The sequence below is a fragment of the Actinomadura violacea genome, from assembly GCF_017573465.1.
Classification (GTDB): domain Bacteria; phylum Actinomycetota; class Actinomycetes; order Streptosporangiales; family Streptosporangiaceae; genus Spirillospora; species Spirillospora violacea.
In genome coordinates this window covers 42,541-61,590 of sequence record NZ_JAGEPF010000021.1, presented here as the reverse complement: position 1 = coordinate 61,590, position 19,050 = coordinate 42,541, and the positions used below count along the sequence as shown (strand labels likewise).

19 protein-coding genes and 1 pseudogene are annotated in these 19,050 nt (G+C 74.1%); 10 read left to right on the top strand and 10 right to left on the bottom strand.

Annotated features, from left to right (window positions below):
- Nucleotides 1-22: 22 nt before the first annotated feature.
- A complete protein-coding gene (locus tag J4709_RS32255; RefSeq protein WP_208246355.1) occupies nucleotides 23-202 on the top strand; it encodes a hypothetical protein in 180 nt (59 codons plus the stop codon).
- On the opposite strand, the gene J4709_RS32250 is transcribed toward J4709_RS32255, so the two are convergent.
- From J4709_RS32250 to edd, 4 genes are all read right to left on the bottom strand, one after another.
- Nucleotides 178-573: a PPOX class F420-dependent oxidoreductase gene (locus J4709_RS32250; protein ID WP_208246353.1), complete on the bottom strand. Its 396-nt coding sequence runs from the start codon at nucleotides 571-573 to the stop codon at nucleotides 178-180. The two genes, J4709_RS32255 and J4709_RS32250, sit on opposite strands and share 25 nt — an antisense overlap.
- 63 nt (nucleotides 574-636) lie before the next feature.
- Nucleotides 637-1,263, bottom strand: coding sequence for a bifunctional 4-hydroxy-2-oxoglutarate aldolase/2-dehydro-3-deoxy-phosphogluconate aldolase (gene eda, locus J4709_RS32245; protein ID WP_208246351.1), 627 nt, complete (start codon nucleotides 1,261-1,263; stop codon nucleotides 637-639).
- On the bottom strand, nucleotides 1,260-2,243 hold the full coding sequence (gene glk, locus J4709_RS32240) for a glucokinase (protein ID WP_208246349.1): 984 nt from the start codon (nucleotides 2,241-2,243) through the stop codon (nucleotides 1,260-1,262). Before glk ends, eda begins: the two co-directional genes overlap by 4 nt.
- 50 nt (nucleotides 2,244-2,293) lie before the next feature.
- Nucleotides 2,294-4,111, bottom strand: coding sequence for a phosphogluconate dehydratase (gene edd / locus J4709_RS32235; RefSeq protein WP_208246347.1), 1,818 nt, complete (start codon nucleotides 4,109-4,111; stop codon nucleotides 2,294-2,296).
- A 148-nt stretch (nucleotides 4,112-4,259) separates the two neighbouring features.
- Between edd and J4709_RS32230 the strand changes: the two genes are divergently transcribed.
- The 3 genes from J4709_RS32230 (at nucleotide 4,260) to J4709_RS53795 (ending at nucleotide 7,220) form a co-directional block, all read left to right on the top strand.
- Nucleotides 4,260-5,378 carry an ROK family transcriptional regulator gene (locus J4709_RS32230; protein ID WP_208246346.1) on the top strand — a complete coding sequence of 373 codons (1,119 nt, stop codon included), beginning with the start codon at nucleotides 4,260-4,262 and terminating at the stop codon, nucleotides 5,376-5,378.
- 163 nt (nucleotides 5,379-5,541) lie between these two features.
- Entirely contained in the window at nucleotides 5,542-6,258 is a 717-nt protein-coding gene (locus tag J4709_RS32225) for a hypothetical protein (protein ID WP_208246344.1), read from the top strand.
- 2 nt (nucleotides 6,259-6,260) lie between these two features.
- Nucleotides 6,261-7,220 carry a J domain-containing protein gene (locus J4709_RS53795; protein ID WP_307801723.1) on the top strand — a complete coding sequence of 320 codons (960 nt, stop codon included), beginning with the start codon at nucleotides 6,261-6,263 and terminating at the stop codon, nucleotides 7,218-7,220.
- A gap of 22 nt (nucleotides 7,221-7,242) precedes the next feature.
- Here the strand turns inward: J4709_RS53795 and J4709_RS32215 are convergent, their stop codons facing one another.
- The gene (locus tag J4709_RS32215; RefSeq protein WP_208246341.1) at nucleotides 7,243-8,895 is read right to left on the bottom strand and encodes an ABC-F family ATP-binding cassette domain-containing protein; all 1,653 of its coding nucleotides are present in this window, start codon (nucleotides 8,893-8,895) and stop codon (nucleotides 7,243-7,245) included.
- A 101-nt stretch (nucleotides 8,896-8,996) separates the two neighbouring features.
- Here J4709_RS32215 and J4709_RS32210 point away from each other — a divergent pair, with 101 nt between their 5' ends.
- Nucleotides 8,997-9,704 carry a GNAT family N-acetyltransferase gene (locus J4709_RS32210; protein ID WP_208246339.1) on the top strand — a complete coding sequence of 236 codons (708 nt, stop codon included), beginning with the start codon at nucleotides 8,997-8,999 and terminating at the stop codon, nucleotides 9,702-9,704.
- Between the two features lie 6 nt (nucleotides 9,705-9,710).
- Here J4709_RS32210 and J4709_RS32205 read toward each other — a convergent pair whose 3' ends face one another.
- A complete protein-coding gene (locus J4709_RS32205; protein WP_208246338.1) occupies nucleotides 9,711-10,322 on the bottom strand; it encodes a maltokinase N-terminal cap-like domain-containing protein in 612 nt (203 codons plus the stop codon).
- A 234-nt stretch (nucleotides 10,323-10,556) separates the two neighbouring features.
- Here J4709_RS32205 and J4709_RS32200 point away from each other — a divergent pair, with 234 nt between their 5' ends.
- From J4709_RS32200 to J4709_RS32190, 4 genes are all read left to right on the top strand, one after another.
- On the top strand, nucleotides 10,557-12,041 hold the full coding sequence (locus J4709_RS32200) for a metallophosphoesterase family protein (protein WP_208246337.1): 1,485 nt from the start codon (nucleotides 10,557-10,559) through the stop codon (nucleotides 12,039-12,041).
- Nucleotides 12,042-12,857: 816 nt separating this feature from the next.
- Complete coding sequence (locus J4709_RS53790) at nucleotides 12,858-13,325, top strand: hypothetical protein (RefSeq protein WP_232384365.1); 468 nt, start codon at nucleotides 12,858-12,860, stop codon at nucleotides 13,323-13,325.
- Between the two features lie 71 nt (nucleotides 13,326-13,396).
- Nucleotides 13,397-13,855: a sigma-70 family RNA polymerase sigma factor gene (locus J4709_RS53785; RefSeq protein ID WP_232384364.1), complete on the top strand. Its 459-nt coding sequence runs from the start codon at nucleotides 13,397-13,399 to the stop codon at nucleotides 13,853-13,855.
- A complete protein-coding gene (locus J4709_RS32190; RefSeq protein ID WP_208246335.1) occupies nucleotides 13,852-14,979 on the top strand; it encodes a hypothetical protein in 1,128 nt (375 codons plus the stop codon). The genes J4709_RS53785 and J4709_RS32190 overlap by 4 nt, the downstream gene beginning before the upstream one ends.
- A gap of 82 nt (nucleotides 14,980-15,061) precedes the next feature.
- Here the strand turns inward: J4709_RS32190 and J4709_RS32185 are convergent, their stop codons facing one another.
- The 3 genes from J4709_RS32185 to J4709_RS32175 form a co-directional block, all read right to left on the bottom strand.
- Complete coding sequence (locus tag J4709_RS32185; protein ID WP_208246334.1) at nucleotides 15,062-15,748, bottom strand: class F sortase; 687 nt, start codon at nucleotides 15,746-15,748, stop codon at nucleotides 15,062-15,064.
- 4 nt (nucleotides 15,749-15,752) lie between these two features.
- Entirely contained in the window at nucleotides 15,753-16,451 is a 699-nt protein-coding gene (locus J4709_RS32180) for an SH3 domain-containing protein (RefSeq protein WP_208246333.1), read from the bottom strand.
- 330 nt (nucleotides 16,452-16,781) lie between these two features.
- On the bottom strand, nucleotides 16,782-17,237 hold the full coding sequence (locus J4709_RS32175) for a hypothetical protein (RefSeq protein ID WP_208246331.1): 456 nt from the start codon (nucleotides 17,235-17,237) through the stop codon (nucleotides 16,782-16,784).
- 345 nt (nucleotides 17,238-17,582) lie between these two features.
- On the opposite strand from J4709_RS32175, the gene J4709_RS32170 reads away from it, so the two are divergent.
- Nucleotides 17,583-18,350, top strand: a complete 768-nt coding sequence (locus tag J4709_RS32170; protein ID WP_232384363.1) for a creatininase family protein — start codon at nucleotides 17,583-17,585, stop codon at nucleotides 18,348-18,350.
- Here J4709_RS32170 and J4709_RS32165 read toward each other — a convergent pair.
- Nucleotides 18,342-19,025 (bottom strand): annotated as a pseudogene (locus tag J4709_RS32165) (lysylphosphatidylglycerol synthase transmembrane domain-containing protein); the annotation flags it as partial. The gene J4709_RS32170 and the pseudogene J4709_RS32165 sit on opposite strands and share 9 nt — an antisense overlap.
- Nucleotides 19,026-19,050: the final 25 nt, after the last annotated feature.

Below are 19,050 nucleotides of genomic sequence, written 5' to 3'. Positions count from 1 at the left end.
CGGGCCTGTGCAGACTGCCGTCATGACACAGCGCGACAGGGTCCTTTCCCGGCATCTCACCAGTGACGGCGTCGTCGTGTGGAGCCGCTGCTCCTGCGGGCGGCTGCGGATGGACCTCGTCCCGGCGGCGGGCGGGGCCCGGCTGGGCGCCGGGCCGTGCCCGCACCGGGACGGCGGTCAGGCGTCGAGCGTCAGCTCGTAGTGCAGCGTCCGGTAGCGCTTCACCCGGTGAAGGAGGGGGACGGCGAAGCCCTGCTGGAAGCGGTGCTTGCGCGCCAGCATCCGGCGGATCGGCTTCGCCTCGTCCTCGCTGAGCAGGCGCACGCGGCCGTGCACCGAGGGGCCGGTGACCTTCCCGCTGTAGGTGCTCGGCGCGATCTCGACCTCGGGGTTACGGGCCAGCCGCTTGGTCTTGTACGCCTTGTCGTAGGTGCGGAAGTAGGCGTGGTCGCCGCGGACGACGACGTTCACCGGCGTCCCGACCGGCGTGCCGTCCTTGCGGTAGGTGGTGAGCAGGACGGTGCGCTGCCGCGCCAGGCCGTCGAGCGTCTCGCGGATGTTCGTGGTGTCCATTGCGGGCCTCCCTCGTTTCTCGCTCCTGCCCAGGAGACGTGAGGGAGACCCGCGGACGTGACATCAGTTCGGGCGCAGGGCGGCGGCCTCGGCGGCGAGCGCGCGGATCCGGTCCCAGTCCCCGGCGGCGACGGCGTCGGACGGGGTGAGCCAGGTGCCGCCGACGCAGCGGACGTTCGGCAGCGCGAGGTAGTCGGCGGCGTTGCCGGGCCGGATCCCGCCGGTCGGGCAGAACGTGATCTGCGGCAGCGGCCCGCCGAGCGCCTTGAGGTAGGGGACGCCGCCGGCCGGCTCGGCGGGGAAGAACTTCATCGCGGTGATCCCCTCCTCCAGCAGCGCCATCGCCTCGGACGCGCTGGAGACGCCCGGCAGGAACGGCAGGCCGGTGCCCGCCATCGCGGCGCGCAGCCGGGGCGTGCATCCGGGGCTGACCAGGAACCGGGCGCCCGCCTTGAGCGACCGTTCGGCGTCGTGCGCGGTGACGACCGTCCCGGCGCCGACGACGGCGTCCGGCACCTCGGCGGCGATCCGCTCGATCGACTCGGCGGCGGCGGGGGTGCGCAGCGTCACCTCGATCGCGGGCAGGCCGCCCGCGACGAGGGCGCGGGCCAGCGGCACCGCGTGGGCGGCGTCGTCCAGGACGACGACCGGGACGACGGGCGCCAGCCCGAGCAGCTCTTCGGTGATCATGCGGTCTCCAGTGTCTCCAGGGCGGCGGGGGTCTGCGCCAGCCGGGCGGCGGCGCCGAGGAGCGCCGGGTTCGGATGGACGATCAGCGAGGTCGGGATCGCCCGCATATAGTCCTCGACGGGCGGCTTGGCCTCGAACCGGACGCGGAAGTCGCTGCGGCGCAGCTCGTCCGCGATGCGCGGGAGGATCCCGCCGCCGAGGTGGACGCCGCCGCGCGCGCCGAGCGTCAGCGCCGCGTTCCCGGCGACCGAGCCGAGCAGGGCGCAGAACATCCCGACGGCCTCCGCGCAGAGCGGGTCGTCGCCGTGCGCGCAGATCCGCGCGGGGTCGAGGGGTTCGGCCTGCACACCGTCGAGCATCGCCAGGTAGCGGTGGATGCGGGCGAGGCCGGTGCCCGACAGCAGGGACTCGGCGCGGGCGGCGCCGTGCTCGGCGCGCAGCAGCCGCGCGACCGCCAGCTCCCGGTCGGTCGCGGCCGGGATGTCCACCTGCCCGCCCTCGCCGGGCAGCGGCACCCACCCGGCCGGCGTCGGGACGAGCCCGGCGACGCCGAGGCCGGTGCCCGGGCCGACGACCGCGAGCGGCGCCGCCTCGCCGGTCCGCGCGGCGGCGCCGATCGGGATCACGTCGCCGGGGCCCAGGCGGGGCAGGGCGAGGGCGAGCGCCTCGAAGTCGTTGAGGACCTCCAGGTGCGGGACGCCGAGGTGCTCGCGCACCTGCCGCGGCGTGCCCTTGGGCCAGCCCGCGTTGGTCAGGTGGTAGGCCCCGTTCGCGACGGGACCCGCCACCGCCAGGCACGCCGCCGCCGGGCGGACGTCCGGCGCGTACCGGTCGAGGTAGGCCGCCGCCGCCTCGGCCAGTCCCGCGTGGTCGCGGGTGGGCAGCGACCCCACCCGGTACGGAGCGCCGTCCGGGCCGTCCACCAGCGCGAACCGGGCGTTCGTGCCGCCGACGTCGGCGACCAGCCAGGTCCCGGTCATGCGAGCCTCTTGTGGGGGGGCGACCCCCCACGCCCCCCGGTTCGCTGCGCTCATGCGAACACCCCCGCGCCGAGCTCGGCCGCGCCGACGGAGCGGCGGAACACCTCGAACAGCTCCCGTCCGGTGCCCGTCGACTCCCCTGCGGACGGCGCCGCGCCGGAGGGGATCCGCGCGTCGAACTCCTCGTCCGGCACGAGCACCTCCAGCAGCCCCTTGTCGGCGTCCAGCCGGACGACGTCGCCGTCGCGGACGCGGGCGAGCGGGCCACCCGCCGCCGCCTCCGGCGACACGTGGATCGCGGCGGGCACCGCCCCAGAGGCGCCCGACATACGACCGTCCGTGACCAGCGCGACCCGGAACCCGCGGTCCTGCAGGACCGACAGCGGCGGGGTGAGGCGGTGCAGCTCCGGCATCCCGTTGGCGCGCGGCCCCTGGTGCCGGACGACCGCGACGACGTCCCGGTCCAGCTCCCCGGCGGCGAACGCCTCCTGCAGCGCCTCCTGCGACTCGAACACCCGGGCGGGCGCCTCGACCGTGCGGTGCTCCGGCCGGACCGCCGACACCTTGACCACCGCGCGGCCCAGGTTGCCGTTCACGGTGTGCAGGCCGCCGTGGGTGTCGAACGGCTCGGCGGCGGGACGCAGGACGTCCGGGTCGCCGGACTCGGCGGGCGCGTCCTCCCAGACCACCCGGCCGCCGTCCATCCGCGGCACCTGCCGGTACGCGGCGAGCGTGGCGCCGCCGACCGTCCGGGCGTCCTCGTGCAGCAGCCCGGCGTCGATCAGCTCGCCGATGAGGAACGCGGTGCCGCCCGCGGCGTGGAAGTGGTTCACGTCGGCGGTCCCGTTCGGGTAGAGCCGGGTGAGCAGCGGCGTCACCTTCGACAGCTCGTCGAAGTCGTCCCAGGTCAGCTCGATGCCCGCGGCGGCGGCCATGGCGACCAGGTGCAGCGTGTGGTTGGTGGACCCGCCCGTCGCCAGCAGCGCGACGACCGCGTTGGCGAACGCCCGCTCGTCCAGCAGCTCGCCGATCGGGGTGTACTCGTCCGCCAGGTCAGTCAGCTTCAGGACACGGCGCCCCGCCGCCTCGGTCAGCCCGTCGCGCAGCGGCGTGCCCGGCGGGACGAAGCTCGCGCCCGGCAGGTGCAGCCCCATGACCTCCATGAGCAGCTGGTTGGAGTTGGCCGTCCCGTAGAAGGTGCAGGTGCCGGGCGAGTGGTAGGACGCGGACTCCGCGGCGAGCAGCTCGTCACGACCGATCTCGCCCGCCGCGTACCGCTTGCGGACCTTCGCCTTCCGCGCGTTCGGCAGCCCGGACGCCATCGGCCCGGCCGGCACCAGGATCACCGGCAGGTGCCCGAACGCCAGCGCCCCGATGACCAGCCCCGGGACGATCTTGTCGCACACGCCGAGCATCAGCGCGCCGTCGAACATGTCGTGCGACAGCGCCACCGCCGTCGCCATCGCCACCACGTCCCGGCTGAACAGCGACAGCTCCATGCCGGCGCGGCCCTGCGTGATGCCGTCGCACATCGCCGGGACGCCGCCCGCGAACTGCGCGGTGCCGCCCGCGCGGCGGATCGCGGCCTTCAGGATGTCCGGGTAGTCCTTCAACGGCTGGTGCGCGGAGAGCATGTCGTTGTAGGCCGACACGATCGCGATGTTCGGCGTGACGTTCCCGCGCAGCCACAGCTTGTCCTGGACGCCGCAGGCCGCGAACCCGTGCGCCAGGTTCGCGCACCCCATGCCGCCGCGCGCCGGGCCCTGCGTGCGGGCGGCGCCGATGCGGTCGAGGTAGGCGGTGCGCCGGGCGGCGCTCCGCTCGGCGATGCGCTGTGTGACGCGTTCCAAGACGGGGTGCAAGGCCATCGCAAGCTCCAGACCAGGGGGATCGGTAGATCGCCAAACTATCGAGACATACGTCACCCATACAAGCCGACTTATGAACTTCAACTGACAAAAGTCCGTCGGTTCGGCCAACTGGACGCACCGAACAGACGCGTGCTTGACTGACCGGATGCCGCGCCCCGTGACCCGCCCGTGCACGACCGGCGACGTGCTGCGCCTCATCCGCGAGGACCGCGTCGCCACCCGCGCCGAGCTCGGCCGCGTCACCGGCCTCTCCCGGCCCGCAGTCGCCACCCGCGTCGCCGACCTGATCGGCCGCGGCCTCGTCGTCGAGCGCGCCGACGGCCCGTCCACCGGCGGCCGCCCCCCGGCCCGGCTGGAGTTCAACGCCGCCGGCGGCGCCGTGCTGGTCGCCAACCTCGGCCAGTCCCGCGGCCAGCTCGCCGTCTGCGACCTCGCCGGCCGCGTCCTCGCCCAGGCCGACGCGCCGCCCGCCGGCCCCACCGCCGGCGAGACCCTGCCCCGCCTCCTCGACCAGTGGACCGACCTGCTCGCCGGGTCCGGCCTCGACCCCGCGGCGATCCGGGGCGTCGGCCTCGGCGTCCCCGACGCCGTCGAGCACGTCGCCGGGCGCTGGGACCGCGTAGAGGTCGGCCCGCCCGTGCTGGCGCGGTTCGGCGTCCCCGCCCACCTCGACAACGAGGTCAACACCGCCGCGCTCGGCGAGCACCAGGCCCACCCCGGCGTCCGCGACCTGCTGTTCGTCAAGGTGTCCACCGGCATCGGCGCGGGCGTCATCGCGGGCGGCGCCATCCAGCGCGGCGCGCTCGGCGCGGCCGGCGAGATCGGGCACGTCCCCGTCCCGTCCGCCGGGGACGCGCCGTGCCGCTGCGGCAACACCGGCTGCGTCGAGGCCGTCGCCGGCGGCACCGCCCTGCTGGCCCGCTCGTCCGCCGCCGACCTGCCCGCGCTCGCCGCCATGGCCCGCGCCGGCGACCCCGCCACCGTCGCGCTGCTGCGCGAGGCGGGCCGCCGCATCGGCGAGGTCGTCGCGACCGCCGTGAACCTGCTCAACCCCGCCGTCGTCGTCCTCGGCGGCGACCTCGTCGGCGCCGACGAGCCGCTCATCGCGGGCCTGCGCGAGGTCGTCTACCAGCGCTCCACGGTCCTCGCGACCCGCAGCCTGCGGATCGAGCCGAGCCGCCTCGGCGAGACCGCCGGCCTCACCGGCTGCGCCGCCATGGTCCTGTCCAACATCCTCTCCCCCACCGCCATCGACACGTCCTGACCCGGTTGTGCGGCCGATGCGGCAGAACCGCCCGCCCGTGGCGTTCATGGGCGGTGCGGCAAGCGACACGGCTCCGTAACGATCGTCCACCCTTCCCCGTCCCGACCGGGCACCCATTAATCTGATCAAGGAAATGTCAGCCGGTGGTCAAGAGGGTCAGTCCATGAGCTCGTCCTTTCCGATGGTGCCGTCCGCCCCCGGCACACCCGAGGTGCGGCGCGACGGCGCGCTCGGCCGGCCGCGCGCGGCCGGCCTGCACCGCCCCGGCGAGATGGCCCTCGGGGACGCGCTGCGGGCGGAGTGCTGGGAGTCGATCGGGCCGCGCACCCGGCAGCGGCTCGCCGAGCTGTCGGGCACGGCGATCGACTGGTTCACCGGACGCGACCCCGCGGCCGACGGCAGGCCGTACGCCGTGACGTTCGGCCACGCCGGGCTGTCCATCGCCGAGCCGCGGATCAACACCGACCACCGCCCCGTCTACGCGATCTCCTCGTTCCAGTTCGCGCCCGGTTCGCTGCGGCACGTCGCGGTGGACCACCGTCCGGCACCGCAGCCGGGTCCGGCGGCGGGCGCCGCCGCGCCGCCGCCGCCCGAGATCGGGCTGTCGCAGGCGGCCGGCGGGGTGCTCGGGAATCTGCCGCCGCGCGCTCAGGAACTCCTCCAGACGCCGTTCCTCCAGGGGCAGAAGGTGCTGCGGAACCTCTGGTACTACGAGGGGTTCGAGCATCGGTTCACCGCGTTCGTCTACTTCCTCGCCGGAGCGAACGACGTGACGGTCGCCACCGGGACCATGGTCGTCCCGGCGGGCCACAGCCCGGCCACCGCCCACTGGTCGCTGACCTGCTACCGGGCGTCGGTGGCGCGCAGGATCGGCCGCTGACCGTGCCCGCGGCGTTCGGCGAGCCGGCGGACGAGGACGCATACGACCTCCTGGACGTCCGCCCGGACGCGTCGGCGGAGGAGATCAAGAAGGCGTGGCGGAGGCTGGCCCGCGACCGCCATCCGGACACCGTCGCGGGCGGCCCCGAGGCGAAGGCCGCAGCAACGGAACGCTTCCAGCGGCTCAATGCCGCGTACACCGTCCTCACCCGGGACCGTGCCGCCTACGACGCCCACCGCCGCAGCGTCCGCGAGGCGGCGGAGGATGCCGGCGAGGACGGGCCGGCGCCGACGGTCGAGGAGGTCGTCGACGATCCCTGGGACGCCGCCTCTCCGGGCGCGCCGGGCGCGCCTCCCGCTCCGGGCCGGGAGGCCGATCCCTGGGATTCCGCCGCGCCGGGCGCGCCGCCGCCCCCCACGTACCCGCCGCCGCACCGCCACCCGCCACCACCCCGGTCGCCTTTCCCGTATGTCCCGCCCTCGCCGACCCACCAGGCCGCGCCGCAGCGCCGCCGCAAGGTGGTGTCGAGGCTCGGCATCGGCTGCGCCGTCCTCTGGGCCGGGTTCTGGTTCCTGGTCGCGAGCGCGACGCTGCTGAGCGCCGTCCTGGACGACAGACCGTCGGCCGAGGTCGCGGTGCCCACCGCGCTGGCCGGGACATGGAAGGGGAAGGCCACCGACCGTGGCGCCGAACACTCCGAGTGGGACGTGGAGCTGACTCTCGAGGAAGGCAAGAAGGACGGAGAGATCCGCTACCTCCACGGGAAATGCGCGGGCACGGCCGTGCCGCTCACCTTCTCGGACAGGACCCTCACGGTTCGCACCGACTTTTCCGACGATGCATCCGACTGCGATGTCGGCGACATGCATCTCACCCGGCGCAAGGGCGGCAAGGCAGACCTCGTCTACTACGACTCGGGCAAGAAGACCAAGAGCGCGAGCGGTGTCCTGTACCGCGATTGACCGTCGCGGACGAGGCGCCGGGTCACGAGGCGGCAGGGGCCAGGTCTTCGGTTACCTGGCCGTTGGTTACGGTGAGGCGGCGGGTGGTGCGGACGGCCTGGAGCATGCGGCGGTCGTGCGTGACCAGCAGCAGCGTGCCGGTGTAGGAGTCCAGCGCCGATTCGAGCTGCTCGATCGCCGGGAGGTCCAGGTGGTTGGTCGGCTCGTCCAGGACCAGCAGGTTGACGCCCTTGCCCTGGAGCAGGGCGAGGGCGGCGCGGGTCCGCTCGCCGGGCGACAGGGTGGCCGCTGGGCGCAGCACGTGGCCGGCGCGCAGCCCGAACTTCGCCAGCAGGGTCCGGGCGGGCTCGGGATCCAGGCCGGACGCGGCGGCGAACGCGTCCAGCAGCGGCTCGCCGCCGAGGAACAGGCCGCGGGCCTGGTCGACCTCGCCGACGACCACGCCGGGGCCGAGCGCGGCGTCGCCCTCGTCCGGGACGATCCGGCCGAGCAGCGCGCCCAGCAGCGTGGTCTTGCCCGCGCCGTTCGCGCCCGTGATCGCGACCCGGTCGGCCCAGCCGATCTCCAGGTCCACCGGCCCGAGCGTGAACGGGCCGCGCCGCACGACCGCGCCGCGCAGCGTCGCCACCACCGCGCCGGACCGGGGCGCGGCGGCGATCTCCATCCGCAGTTCCCACTCCTTGCGGGGCTCCTCGACGGCGTCGAGGCGCTCGATGGCCCGCTCGGTCTGCCGCGCCTTCGCCGCCTGCTTCTCGCTGGCCTCGGAGCGGAACTTGCGGCCGACCTTGTCGTTGTCGGTGGCCTTGCGGCGCGCGTTGCGGACGCCCTTGTCCATCCAGGACCGCTGCATCCGGCCCCGCTCCTGCAGTGCCGACAGCTTCCCGGCGTACTCCTCGTACTCGGCCCGCGCGTGCCGCCGGGCGACCTCGCGTTCGGCCAGGTAGGCGTCGTATCCGCCGCCGTACAGGTTGATCCGGTGCTGGGCGAGGTCCAGTTCCAGGACCCCGGTGACCGTCCGGGCGAGGAACTCGCGGTCATGGCTGACGACCACGGTCCCGGCCCGCAGCCCGGTGACGAACCGCTCCAGCCGCTCCAGGCCGTCCAGGTCGAGGTCGTTGGTCGGCTCGTCCAGCAGGAACACGTCGTACCGGCTGAGCAGCAGCGACGCCAGCCCCGCGCGGGCGGCCTGGCCGCCCGACAGCGCGGTCATCGGCTGGTCGAGCCCGACCCCGAGGCCCAGTTCGGCCGCGACCTCCCCGGCCCGGTCCTCCAGGTCGGCGCCGCCGAGGGCGAGCCAGCGCTCCAGGGCCGCCGCGTAGGCGTCGTCGGCGCCCGCGCGGCCCTCCACCAGGCCCTCGGTCGCCGCGTCCAGGTCGGCCTGCGCCCGCGCCACGCCCGTCCGGCGCGCGAGGAACTCCGCGACGGTCTCGTCCGGCCGCCGCTCCGGCTCCTGCGGCAGGTACCCGACGACCGCCGACGCGGGGCTCAGCTGGACGGCGCCGCCCTCCGGCGTCCCGAGCCCGGCCAGCAGCCGCAGCAGCGTCGACTTCCCGGCCCCGTTGCCGCCGACCAGCCCGACGACGTCGCCGGGGGCGACGACGAGGTCGAGACCGTCGAACAGCGCCCGGTCCCCATGCCCGGCCGCGAGATCCTTGACGACGAGAGTGGCGCTCATAGGCCCCCAACGCTATCCGCCCCGGGCCACCGGCCGGGCGCCCCGATCCGCATCGTTGATCGCTAGGAGTCATCCGGTCCGTCCCGGACGTTGGGGTTACCATGAACCCGCTTTACCTGCAGACCGGAACGGCTTGGCCCCCCGATGGCACCGCCGGTCGCCCCGCACCGGCGGAGATCAGGCCGTTCACCGAGAGTGACCGCGCGGAACTGCTCGCCCTCTTCGGCCGCGCCCGCGAGGACTCCCCGTCAGCGTCCATGTGGGGCCATGAGGAGTCCGAGGCGGCCATCTACCTCACCCCCTACATGGACCTGGAGCCGGAGTCGCTCTTCGTCGCCGAGTCCGGCGGACGGCTCGTCGGCTGCCTGACCGGGTGCCGGGACTCCTCCCGCCTCCCGAGCGAGGAGGCCCGCACGCTGGCGGCCATCCGGACGCACCGCCTCATGCTGCGCCCCCGCCTCGCGGCCTTCTTCGCGCGCAGCACGGGGGACCTGCTGTGGGCCGCGGCCCGCGGGCGCCCCCGGGCGGCGGCCTTCGAGGACCCCCGCTGGCCCGCGCATCTGCACATCAACCTCGTCCCCGAGGCGCGCGGGACCGGAGCCGCCGAGAACCTCATGACCGCCTGGTTCGACCGGCTCAGGTCCACCGGCTCCCCCGGCTGCCACCTGCAGACCCTCTGCGAGAACACCCGCGCGCTGTCGTTCTTCCGGCGCATGGGCTTCACCGAGCACGGCCCGGCCCGCCTCGTCCCCGGCCTCAGGTACCGCGGGGGGCGCCTCCACCAGCGCACGATGATCTGGACGCCCTGACGCCCCTCAGCGCACCACCACGAGCGGGCCGCGGACCGTCCCGCCGTCCGCCGACGTCCACTCCCCCGCCACGTACCCGGCCGCGTCCGCCACATCGGCGTCCGGCCGGAGGACCCGGAGCACCCGCACCGCGGGGCGCCCCGGGAGCTTGAGATCGGTGCCGTCCGGCCCGTCCGCGACGGCCGCCGGCCCTGCCGGGAACGGGTCACCGCCGTAGCGGCCCTCGACCGCCTCGTCCGGCATGTCGGACGCGTTCTGCGCCTGCGCCACCGCGCGGCCTTCGAGCAGCGCGAACAGCTGCGCCTGGAAGACCGGGTCATGGACCCCGTCGTACAGCCACCGCCGGCCCAGCACCCCGTGCTCGGACGTGCCGATGAGCGCGTGGTCCGCGCCGTCGAGCGGCGCCCCGCGGTAGGTCATCGGCACCAGGTGGACGTGCCGGCCGTCCCCGACCGCCATGAACTCGATGCCGACCTCGCCGTCCGGGTCGTCGAGCCGGAACCCGCCGGCCTTGCGCAACTCGCCCCCGCGCCCCGCGAACCACGGCCGCGCCGGGAGCCAGGCCGCGAGAAGCTCCAGCTTCCCGGGCGTCATCGTGGTGTCGTGAACGACCGCCATGCCTCTCCCGCCTTCTCCCCGCCCCAGGGCCACGCTACAACGCCCCGGGAACCTTGATCACTCCTGCTCCGCGGCGGCCATGAGATCCCGCTGATCATCACTTGAACAACCCCGAAGACCCAGCCCGGCATGCGCCGGGTCCGGCAGGGCAGGTCACCCAGCGGCTTTGTCGGATGATCATCGGCGGTCCCCTGCCATGGACCGCCGATTCCCGAACCGGGGGAGATCGGAGTGATGTCACGCCTTGCACTCGTGGCCTTGGGGGCCGCGGGCGCCCTGGCCGCGGCGATCGCCGGGCCGCTGCACGCGCCGGCGCAGCCCGTCCAGGCGGAGTCGTCGCCGCCTCCTCCTCCGGCGGGTGCGAAGAACGGTGAGGCGTGGGCGTGGACTCAGCTGGTCAACGGCGCCTCGCACACCACCGAGATCCGGTTCGCCACCACCGAGCAGCCCTCAGGCCAGTGCCCCACCGCGCAGTACAGACAGGCCGGCCAGACCCGTACCACGCCGATGCGGAAGGTGAGCGACCCCTACATCACCGCGGGCGGACTCCAGCAGTTCCCGACCACGCTCTGCACGCTGCAGGTCCCCGACGGGGCGAGCAACGCGCTGATCGAGCCGAGCACCACCAACGCGGCGACCGTCCACCCCGGCAACCTGCAGCTCCCCCTGCCGCGCTGGCCCGTCACCGGACGCCCGCGGCGGATCGCCGTGATCGGCGACGCCGGCTGCGAGGTCGCCTCCCCCGTGGCCGGGTCCCCCGCCAACCAGGACTGCCTGAAGGCCTGGCCGCTGCACACCCTCGCGACGCACGCCGCCGCCCAGTCCCGCCCGGACCTCGTCGTCCACGTCGGCGACTACGTGTACCGCGAGCAGCCGCAGGCCGCGAACGACGCCTCCGCCGGCTGCAACGCCCAGGGGCAGGCGGCCGACTGGGGCTGCCTCGTCAAGGACTTCCTGCGCCCCGCCGAACCCCTGCTCGGCGAGGCGCCGTTCATCTTCGCGCGCGGTAACCACGAGGTCTGCACGCCGGGAAAGGTCGGACGGGGCGCCGAATGGTTCCGCTACCTCGCCACCGTCCCGCGGAAGGACAACGAGTGCTACACGCTGCCGCAGCCCCAGGTCGAGCCGGAGCAGATCAACGCGGGCACGCTGCACTTCGTGCTTTTCGACTCGTCCGCGGCCGACGACGGAACCCAGCCCAACAACGCCCAAGCGAGCCTCTACGCGAAATGGTTCGACGAGGTGAACCGCCTGGCCGCCAACCATCCGACGCACGACTACTTCCTCATCACCCACAAACCCCTGTGGACGGTCAAGCAGGCCTCGTCCACCGCCGTGACGTGGACGAACCCGACGCTGGCGAGCGGCCTCGCCCGGTCGGCGCAGAAGGCACTGGCGCCCAACGTCCCCCTGGTGCTCTCCGGCCACCTGCACCTGTACCAGATGCTCGACTTCGTCAAGAGCACTCGTCCCCCGCAGCTGACCGTCGGATCGTCCGGCACCACGCTCGACACCGCCCCGGACGACACCAAGGTGATGGGCAAGACCGTCGACGGCCAGACCGTCGACAACTCGATATCGCATGACGTGCACGGCTACGCGCTGCTGACCGACAGGGTCGGCAAATGGCACCTGGCCTTCCACGACAGCTCCGGAACGGCCCTGCCCCCGGACTGCACCCTGAGCAACGCCACCATCGAGGGCTTCACCTGCAAATAGGAGCGACCGCGCCGGCGCCCGATCGAAAATAGGCCGCGGGGAGATGCAACAGGGCGGGGCTCCCTGCGTCTCTTGGCGTGACCTCGAAACCGGATCTTCTGCCCCGCGAACGCCCGGCCACGGCCGAGCGCCCCGGGCCTCCCCCGAAGACGCAGGCCGGCGCGGGGAGGCGGGGCGAGGGCGGCGCAGGGCCTGGCTCCTTCCCTCGGTGCCCGCTCTCCTGGCGCTGGCGATGGGCCTGTGGGGCGCCGGACGGCTACCGCTGTGGCGGGACGAGGCGATCACGTCCGAGATCGCCCGCCGCTCGACCCCCGACATCCTGTGGTGCGCCCGGCACATCGACGCCGTCCACGGCGCCTACTACCTGTTCATGCACGGTGTCGTGCAGGTCTTCGGAGCCGGCGAGTTCGCGCTGCGGCTCCCCTCGGTCGCGGCGTTCGCGGCCACGGCGGCGGGCGTCACCGTCCTCGGCCGCAGGATCATGTCCGGGCCCGTCGGGTGCCTCGCCGGGCCTCCTCTACGCCGGGGCGCCGTTCGCGAGCCACTACGCGCACGAGGCCCGGTCCTACTCCCTTGTCGCGGCGCTCACCGTGTGGCTGACCGTCCTGTTCGTCGACCTGGCGGAACGAGGGTCCAGGCGCCGGTACGCCGCCTACGGCGCGGGCGTCGCCCTGCTCGGGCTGGTCCATCTGTTCGCACTGCTCATCCTCCCCGCCCACCTGGCGACCCTGCTGCCGGCGCGCCGCACCAGGACGATGCTGCGCCGGTGGTCCGCCGCCGCGGCGGCGCGGCCCGATCGGCCTGCGTGCCCTGGCCGTGCCGTGGCTGTTGCTGCCTGCGACGGTGCTGCTCCTGGTCTCCCAGTTCCATCCCTTCTACACCGGCCGCTACGTGATCGGCAGCCTCCCCGCCATGGCGCTGCTCGCCGCCGCGGGACTCGCCCGGCTGCCCTTCCGGACATGGATCGCGCCGCTCGTCGCGTTGGCCGTCCTGCTGGCACCGCTGCAGGTCGCGCAGCGCCGTCCGGAGAACTGGTGGGACAACCTCCGCGGCGCCGCGGCGATCGTCAAGCGGGAGGCCCGGCCCGGCGACGCGATCCTGTTCCTCACCAAGGACCGGCGCTCGATCGCCGAGGCGTACCCGGACGCGTTCCGCGGGCTGCGCGACGTCGCGCTGCGGCGGACCCCCGCCCAGGCGGGCGACTTCGGCGGCACCGAGTTCGCCCCAGGCCGAGATCGGCCGCCCGTGCAACATCGGCGCCCCGGACGCGTCTCTTCCCCGTGAGCCTCCTCAACTTCCGTCAGGAAGGCCCCCCGGACCTGGTGGTGCACTCCCCCGAGAGAGCGGTGACGCGGTTGTACGAAGCGCACGCCCTTGACCTCGTCAGGCTGGCCCTGGTGATGGTGGGCGACCGGCCGACGGCCGAGGACGTCGTGCAGGACTCCTTTCTCGGCCTGTACCGGCGGTGGGGCCGGCTGAAGGACACCGGCAAGGCCCTGACCTACCTGAGGTCGTCGGTGCTCAACAACTGCCGGACGGTGCTGCGCCGCCGGGGCCGCCGCCTGCTCGGCGCCCAGGACCCGCCCGCCGCGTCGGCGGAGAGCCGGGTCCTGGGCCTGGAGCAGGGCAAGGAGATCCTCGACGCGCCGCGCCGGCTGCCGCACAAGCAGCGGGAGACGCTGGTGCTCCGGTTCGTGCTCGACCTGTCCGAGGAGGAGACCGCGCAGATCATGCGGGTGAGCCGGGGCACCGTCCGGTCCAACACGTCCCGCGGGCGCACCGCCCTTGAGCGCATGCTGGGAGAGACCCCGTGAACATCGAACGGCTGCTGAAGGACGCCGCCGCCGCCGAGACCCGCGAGGTGACGCGCGAGTCGCTGCCGCCCCTGAACCTGCCCGCCCGCCGCCGGCCGGCGGGACGGTGGACGGTGCCCGTCGCCGCCGTCCTCACCGTGATCGCGGTCGTGGTCGTGACCGTCACCGTCCGCGGCACCCTGCGCGGCCCGGAACCGCTCGGCGCGCACGACGGCCCCGCGTACTTCCTGGCGACCCACCGCGAGGGCGGCGCCGGAGTCTTCGACTCCTGGACCGGGCGCATGGTCGCCGACATCAAGCCCCGCGCCGGGCACTACGCCGCGCTCGCCGTCGCGGCCGGCCGGCGCACCGCCTTCCTCGCCGACGAGACCGGCCCCTGCAGCACCCGCATCGACAAGGTGACCATACGCCGCGACGGGAGCGTCGCGAGCAGGACGACCCTGCCCGGCGAGTTCGGCACCCGGGTGGACGAGATGGCCGCCACGGCGAACGGCACCCGCGTCGCGCTCGTCTTCAACAACCTCACCGGGTGCCGCGGCGACGACGTGGCGGTCGTCGACGCCTCGTCCGGCGCCCGGCGGGGATGGCGCCTGCCGCCGGCGCGCGCCGACTCGCCGGTGCAGTCCCCGGTATGGGCGGCGGACGGCCGCACACTCTTCTTCGCCACCGACGCCCCGGAGAGCCCCCAGGGCGACGACAGGGGCTTCGAGCTGCGCGCACTCGACACCGCTACGACCGGTACCGACCTGCTCCACGCCCGCACCGCACTGGGGGGCACCGCCTATCTGACCTCCTTCAGGCCGTCCCCGGACGGGCGTGCCTTCAGGGCCGTCGAGGAGGACACCGCCGATGACGGGACGTTCAGGTCCGCCGCGATCGTGGAGCTGACCCCGCCCGCCGGGGGCGGTTCCGGCAAGGCGCCCGTCCGCACGATCGCCCGCATGACGGCGCGGCAGATCGCGCCCGCCGCACCGGTGGACTTCCGGACGACCCTCGACGCGACGGGCGGGCACCTGCTCGTCAGCTCCCGCCGCGACCGGGCCGTCTTCCGGATGGACGACGACGGCCGGTTCCGCCGCCTCCCCGACATGCACCGGACCGACCTGGGTCTCATCGCCTGGTGAGTCCCGCCCGTGTCTCCGGGACCGCATGCGGCGGCCCCGGTACCGCGTTGTGTCGTCGCGGGGTACCGGGGCCGTTGCTGGGTCAGCCTTGGGCTTGGGATCCCTGGGCGGTGTTCCGGGTGCCGGGGATCAGGGACGCGTAGACGATGATGTTGTCGACGTAGTGTCCGCTCTTGCGGTCGAACCTGCCGCCGCAGGTGATGAGGCGTAGTTCCGGCCCGCCTTCAGACCCGTAGACGCTGCCGGTCGGGAACCTGTCCTTGTCGACCCGCTGGATGCGGTCGACCCGGAACGCCGGCGCCGACCCGTCCTTGCGGACGACCTCGATCCGCCGCCCCGGACGGAGCGCGCCGAGCCGGTAGAAGACGCCCGGCTTGGTCTTGGAGTCGACGTGGCCGACCAGGACGCTGCGGCCGTTCTCGCCCGGCGTCGGGCCGTCCTGGAACCAGCCGACCTCGTCGACCCGGCTGAGCGGCGGGACCTGGAGCTCCCCGTCCGGCCGGGTGCCGATGCGGATGACCGGGGCGTCCACCTTGATGGACGGGATCCTGACCCGCTCGGGCACCGACGGCGCGAGCGCCAGTTCCGGGTTCGGCGCCGTGTTCTCGGGGGCCTTCGCCACCAGGTTCGCCGAAGGCGGCTGCGGCGGCGCGTCGGGTCCCGTCAGCCGGAACCCGACGACGCTCATGGCGGTCCCTGTCGCGATGAGGGCGGCGGCCAGCCAATACCACAGGTGCATCGGCCGGCCGCGACGCCTTGCTCTGCTCATCGGCTCAGGCGAGCCCCTTCGCCCGGCGCCGGATCGCCGCGATCGCGACCCCGCCGCCGAGCGCGACCACGCCGAGGCCGGCCCCGGCCAGCATCGGGCTGGTCGGCGCGGCGGCGGCACCGCCGGCACCGGCCATGACACCGCCGCGCGCGGAGCGGATCGGCTTCAGGAACGCGCCGGAGGACCACTTGCCGATCTGGTTCGCCGGCACGCTCTGGCGGAGCGCCCTCCAGCCGGCCTCGCTGCCCCGGCAGTCCGCCGTGATGTGCTGGCCGCGGTGGAGCTGCGGCGGCGAGGTGTTGTATCCCGTGCTCGGGCCCGTACGGACGTTCAGGGCGCTCGCGGTGACCGCGTACCGGCAGCTCCGGCCGCTGTGGCTGAGCAGGCGCAGGTACTGGCCGGAGACCCACTTGCCCACCTGGTTCGACCGGAGCTGGTGCCAGCCGGACTGGCTCGTGATGCAGTCGGCGCCGAGGTGCTTGCCGTGGGCCAGCGCGGGCGGCACCGTCTCCCACCTCGTGCCGGGGCCGGTGCGGACGTTCAGCCCGGAGTTCGCGGTGACCTCGTAGCGGCAGATCGCCGGCGCGGCGGCCAGGTGCGTCGTGGCCGTCGCGGCGTCGGCGGCCCCGCCGGCCAGCAGCGTCAGGCCGCCCGCCGCACCGGCCACCGCGAGCGCCATTCCAGTGCGCGCACTTGAGCTCATTCTTCCCCCAACTAGTGATCTTGTTGATGCCGGAGGTGTCCGACATCATCGTGATCAAGCTGCCCGTGGGCCATTAGGGACATGCCGTCGTTGTCGCAAACATTGGGGATGGCGATCCGTCGGCACGACGAAGATCTGATCGTCGAACGACAAAGCGGAGTTCTATATCGGCCGACAAGGTCGCCATTATCGACAATGCGTCCATCCACCGCGAGGATGGTTATTCTCTCCTGTTCCGGGAGATGCCGCCGGGCCGCGGCGGCGGCACGGCGGCCGGCCGGCACCCTCCGGTGCCCTGGCCGGCCGCTACGCCTCGCCGGTCGCCCAGGATCAGGACAGGCCCTTCGCCTGACGGCGGCGGACGGCGATGGCGAGGCCGCCGCCGAGCACGATCGTCCCGAGGCCGGCGCCGGCCAGCATCGGGTTCGCCGTGACGGAGGTGCCGCCGGCGCCGGCGGACACGCCGCCGCCGGGCTTGATCGGCTTGAGGAACGCCCGGAAGACCCAGCCGTGCCGCTGGCTCACGGGCACGCCCTGGTGGATCTCGACCCAGCCGCCGTTGCTGGCCTTGCAGTCCGCGCCGATGTGCAGGCCGAACTTCAGGGGCGGCGGGATGAGCTTGCCCCGCGGGGTCTGGTGGACGTTCAGGCCGCTCCGCGCGATGACCTCGTACCGGCAGATGTCGCCGGCGCCGACGGGCCCGCCGTGCGGCGCGGTGGCCGCCATGGCGGCGCCGCCGCCCAGCAGGGTCAGGCCGCTCGCCGCTCCGGCCACCGCGAGCCTCATGCCCGTACGCGCGCTTGTCATCATACTTCTCCCCGAACTAGTGATCTTGTTGTTTGCCGGAGGTGTCCGACATCGTTTCGTTGATCAGGCTTCCCGGTGAGAATTCGGATGATGTCGCGCTGATCGCAAACATTGGGGCCAGCGTCCGGCATGGATGGTGAAGTCCGCGTCGGACGCTTACCAAGCGGAATTTCCCTGCCGCCGCCAGAAGCCCCAATAATGGACATGCTGATCATCTGCGACAAAGAAGAAAAGCAATGAGACTCGCGGCGATCAGGTCATCCGGCGCGGCGCAGCGGCGTCGCGGGGCGGCGGCGTGACAGGGTTGGGGGCATGGTGGGGCGCATGGTGCCGATGCACACGAGCACGGAGGAACGGGACGTCCGCGTGGCGCTGCTGCCGGTCGGCAGCTTCGAGCAGCACGGGCCGTTCCTGCCGCTCGCCACGGACACGGTGATCGCGTGCACCGTGGCGGCGGAGGTCGCGGAGCGGTACCCGGTGCGGGTGCTGCCGCCGGTGACGATCTCGTGCTCGCACGAGCACGCCGGCTGGCCGGGGACGGTCAGCGTCTCGGCGGCGACGCTGCACGCGGTGGTGCGGGACGTGGCGGAGTCGCTGCGGCGGGCGGGCGTCCCGAAGCTGGTGCTGGTCAGCGGGCACGGCGGCAACTACGTGCTCGGGAACGTCGTCCAGGAGTCCGGCGGCGATATGGCGCTTTTCCCCGGAATGGACGAATGGGAGGACGCGCGCGCCGCCGCAGGAATGGCGACATCCGGAATCTCCGACATGCACGCCGGGGAGCTGGAGACGTCGATCCTGCTGCACGCGCACCCGGAGCTGGTGCGTCCCGGGTACGAGGGCGCCGACCACCTGGCCGACGACCGGCGGCACCTGCTGACCGCCGGGATGGCGCGCTACACCGGGTCGGGGATCATCGGACGGCCGTCACTGGCCTCGGCCGGCAAGGGCCGGGACGCGCTCGCGAGCCTCGTCCGGGCGTTCGGGCCCTGCCTCGCGGTGCTGGACGAGCAGGGCGAGGGCGCCGGGCAGGGCGGCGACGAAGGTCAGCACCCCGTAGACGACGGAGATGGTGAGGCCCTCGGCCGAGCCTAGGCCGGCGGCGCCGAACGCGAGGGCGGTCACGGCCTCGCGCGGCCCCCAGCCGCCGACGTTGACCGGCAGGCCCATGACCAGCAGCGCCAGCAGCAGGAGCGGCAGCAGCTCGATGAGGGGCGCGTGGGAGCCGGCGGCGCGCGCGGCGACGACGAACAGCGCGAGGTGCCCGGCGAGGGCCAGGGCCGACAGCGCTCCGATCGCGGGCCAGGCCGGGAGGACGCCGCGGGCCTCCGCGAACGCGGCGGCGACGGCCCGGTGCCGCCAGCGGGCGAGCGCGAGCAGGACGCTCAGCACCAGCGCGGCCGGGATCAGCGCGGGCGTGAGCGACGCCAGCAGGGCCGGGCGGGCGGGCAGCACGGCCAGGCACGCGAGCACGAGCACGATCTGCCCGGCGGCGCGTTCGAAGACGACCGCGCGGACGCCCCGTCCCATGTCCCCGGAGCGGTGGCCGTGGCTGACGGCGCGGTGCACGTCGCCGAGGACGCCGGCGGGCAGCACGGCGTTGAGGAACACCGCCCGGTAGTAGGAGGCGACCGCGCCGGCGAGCGGCAGCGGGAGGCCGAGGCGGCGGGCGATCACGCTCCAGCGCGCGGCGGCGCAGACGGTGGTGAGCAGGCCGACGGCGAGCGCGGCCGCGACGGACGGCCCGTCGACCGCCTTCAGCGCGGCCACGAACGCGGACGTGCTGTGCCACCAC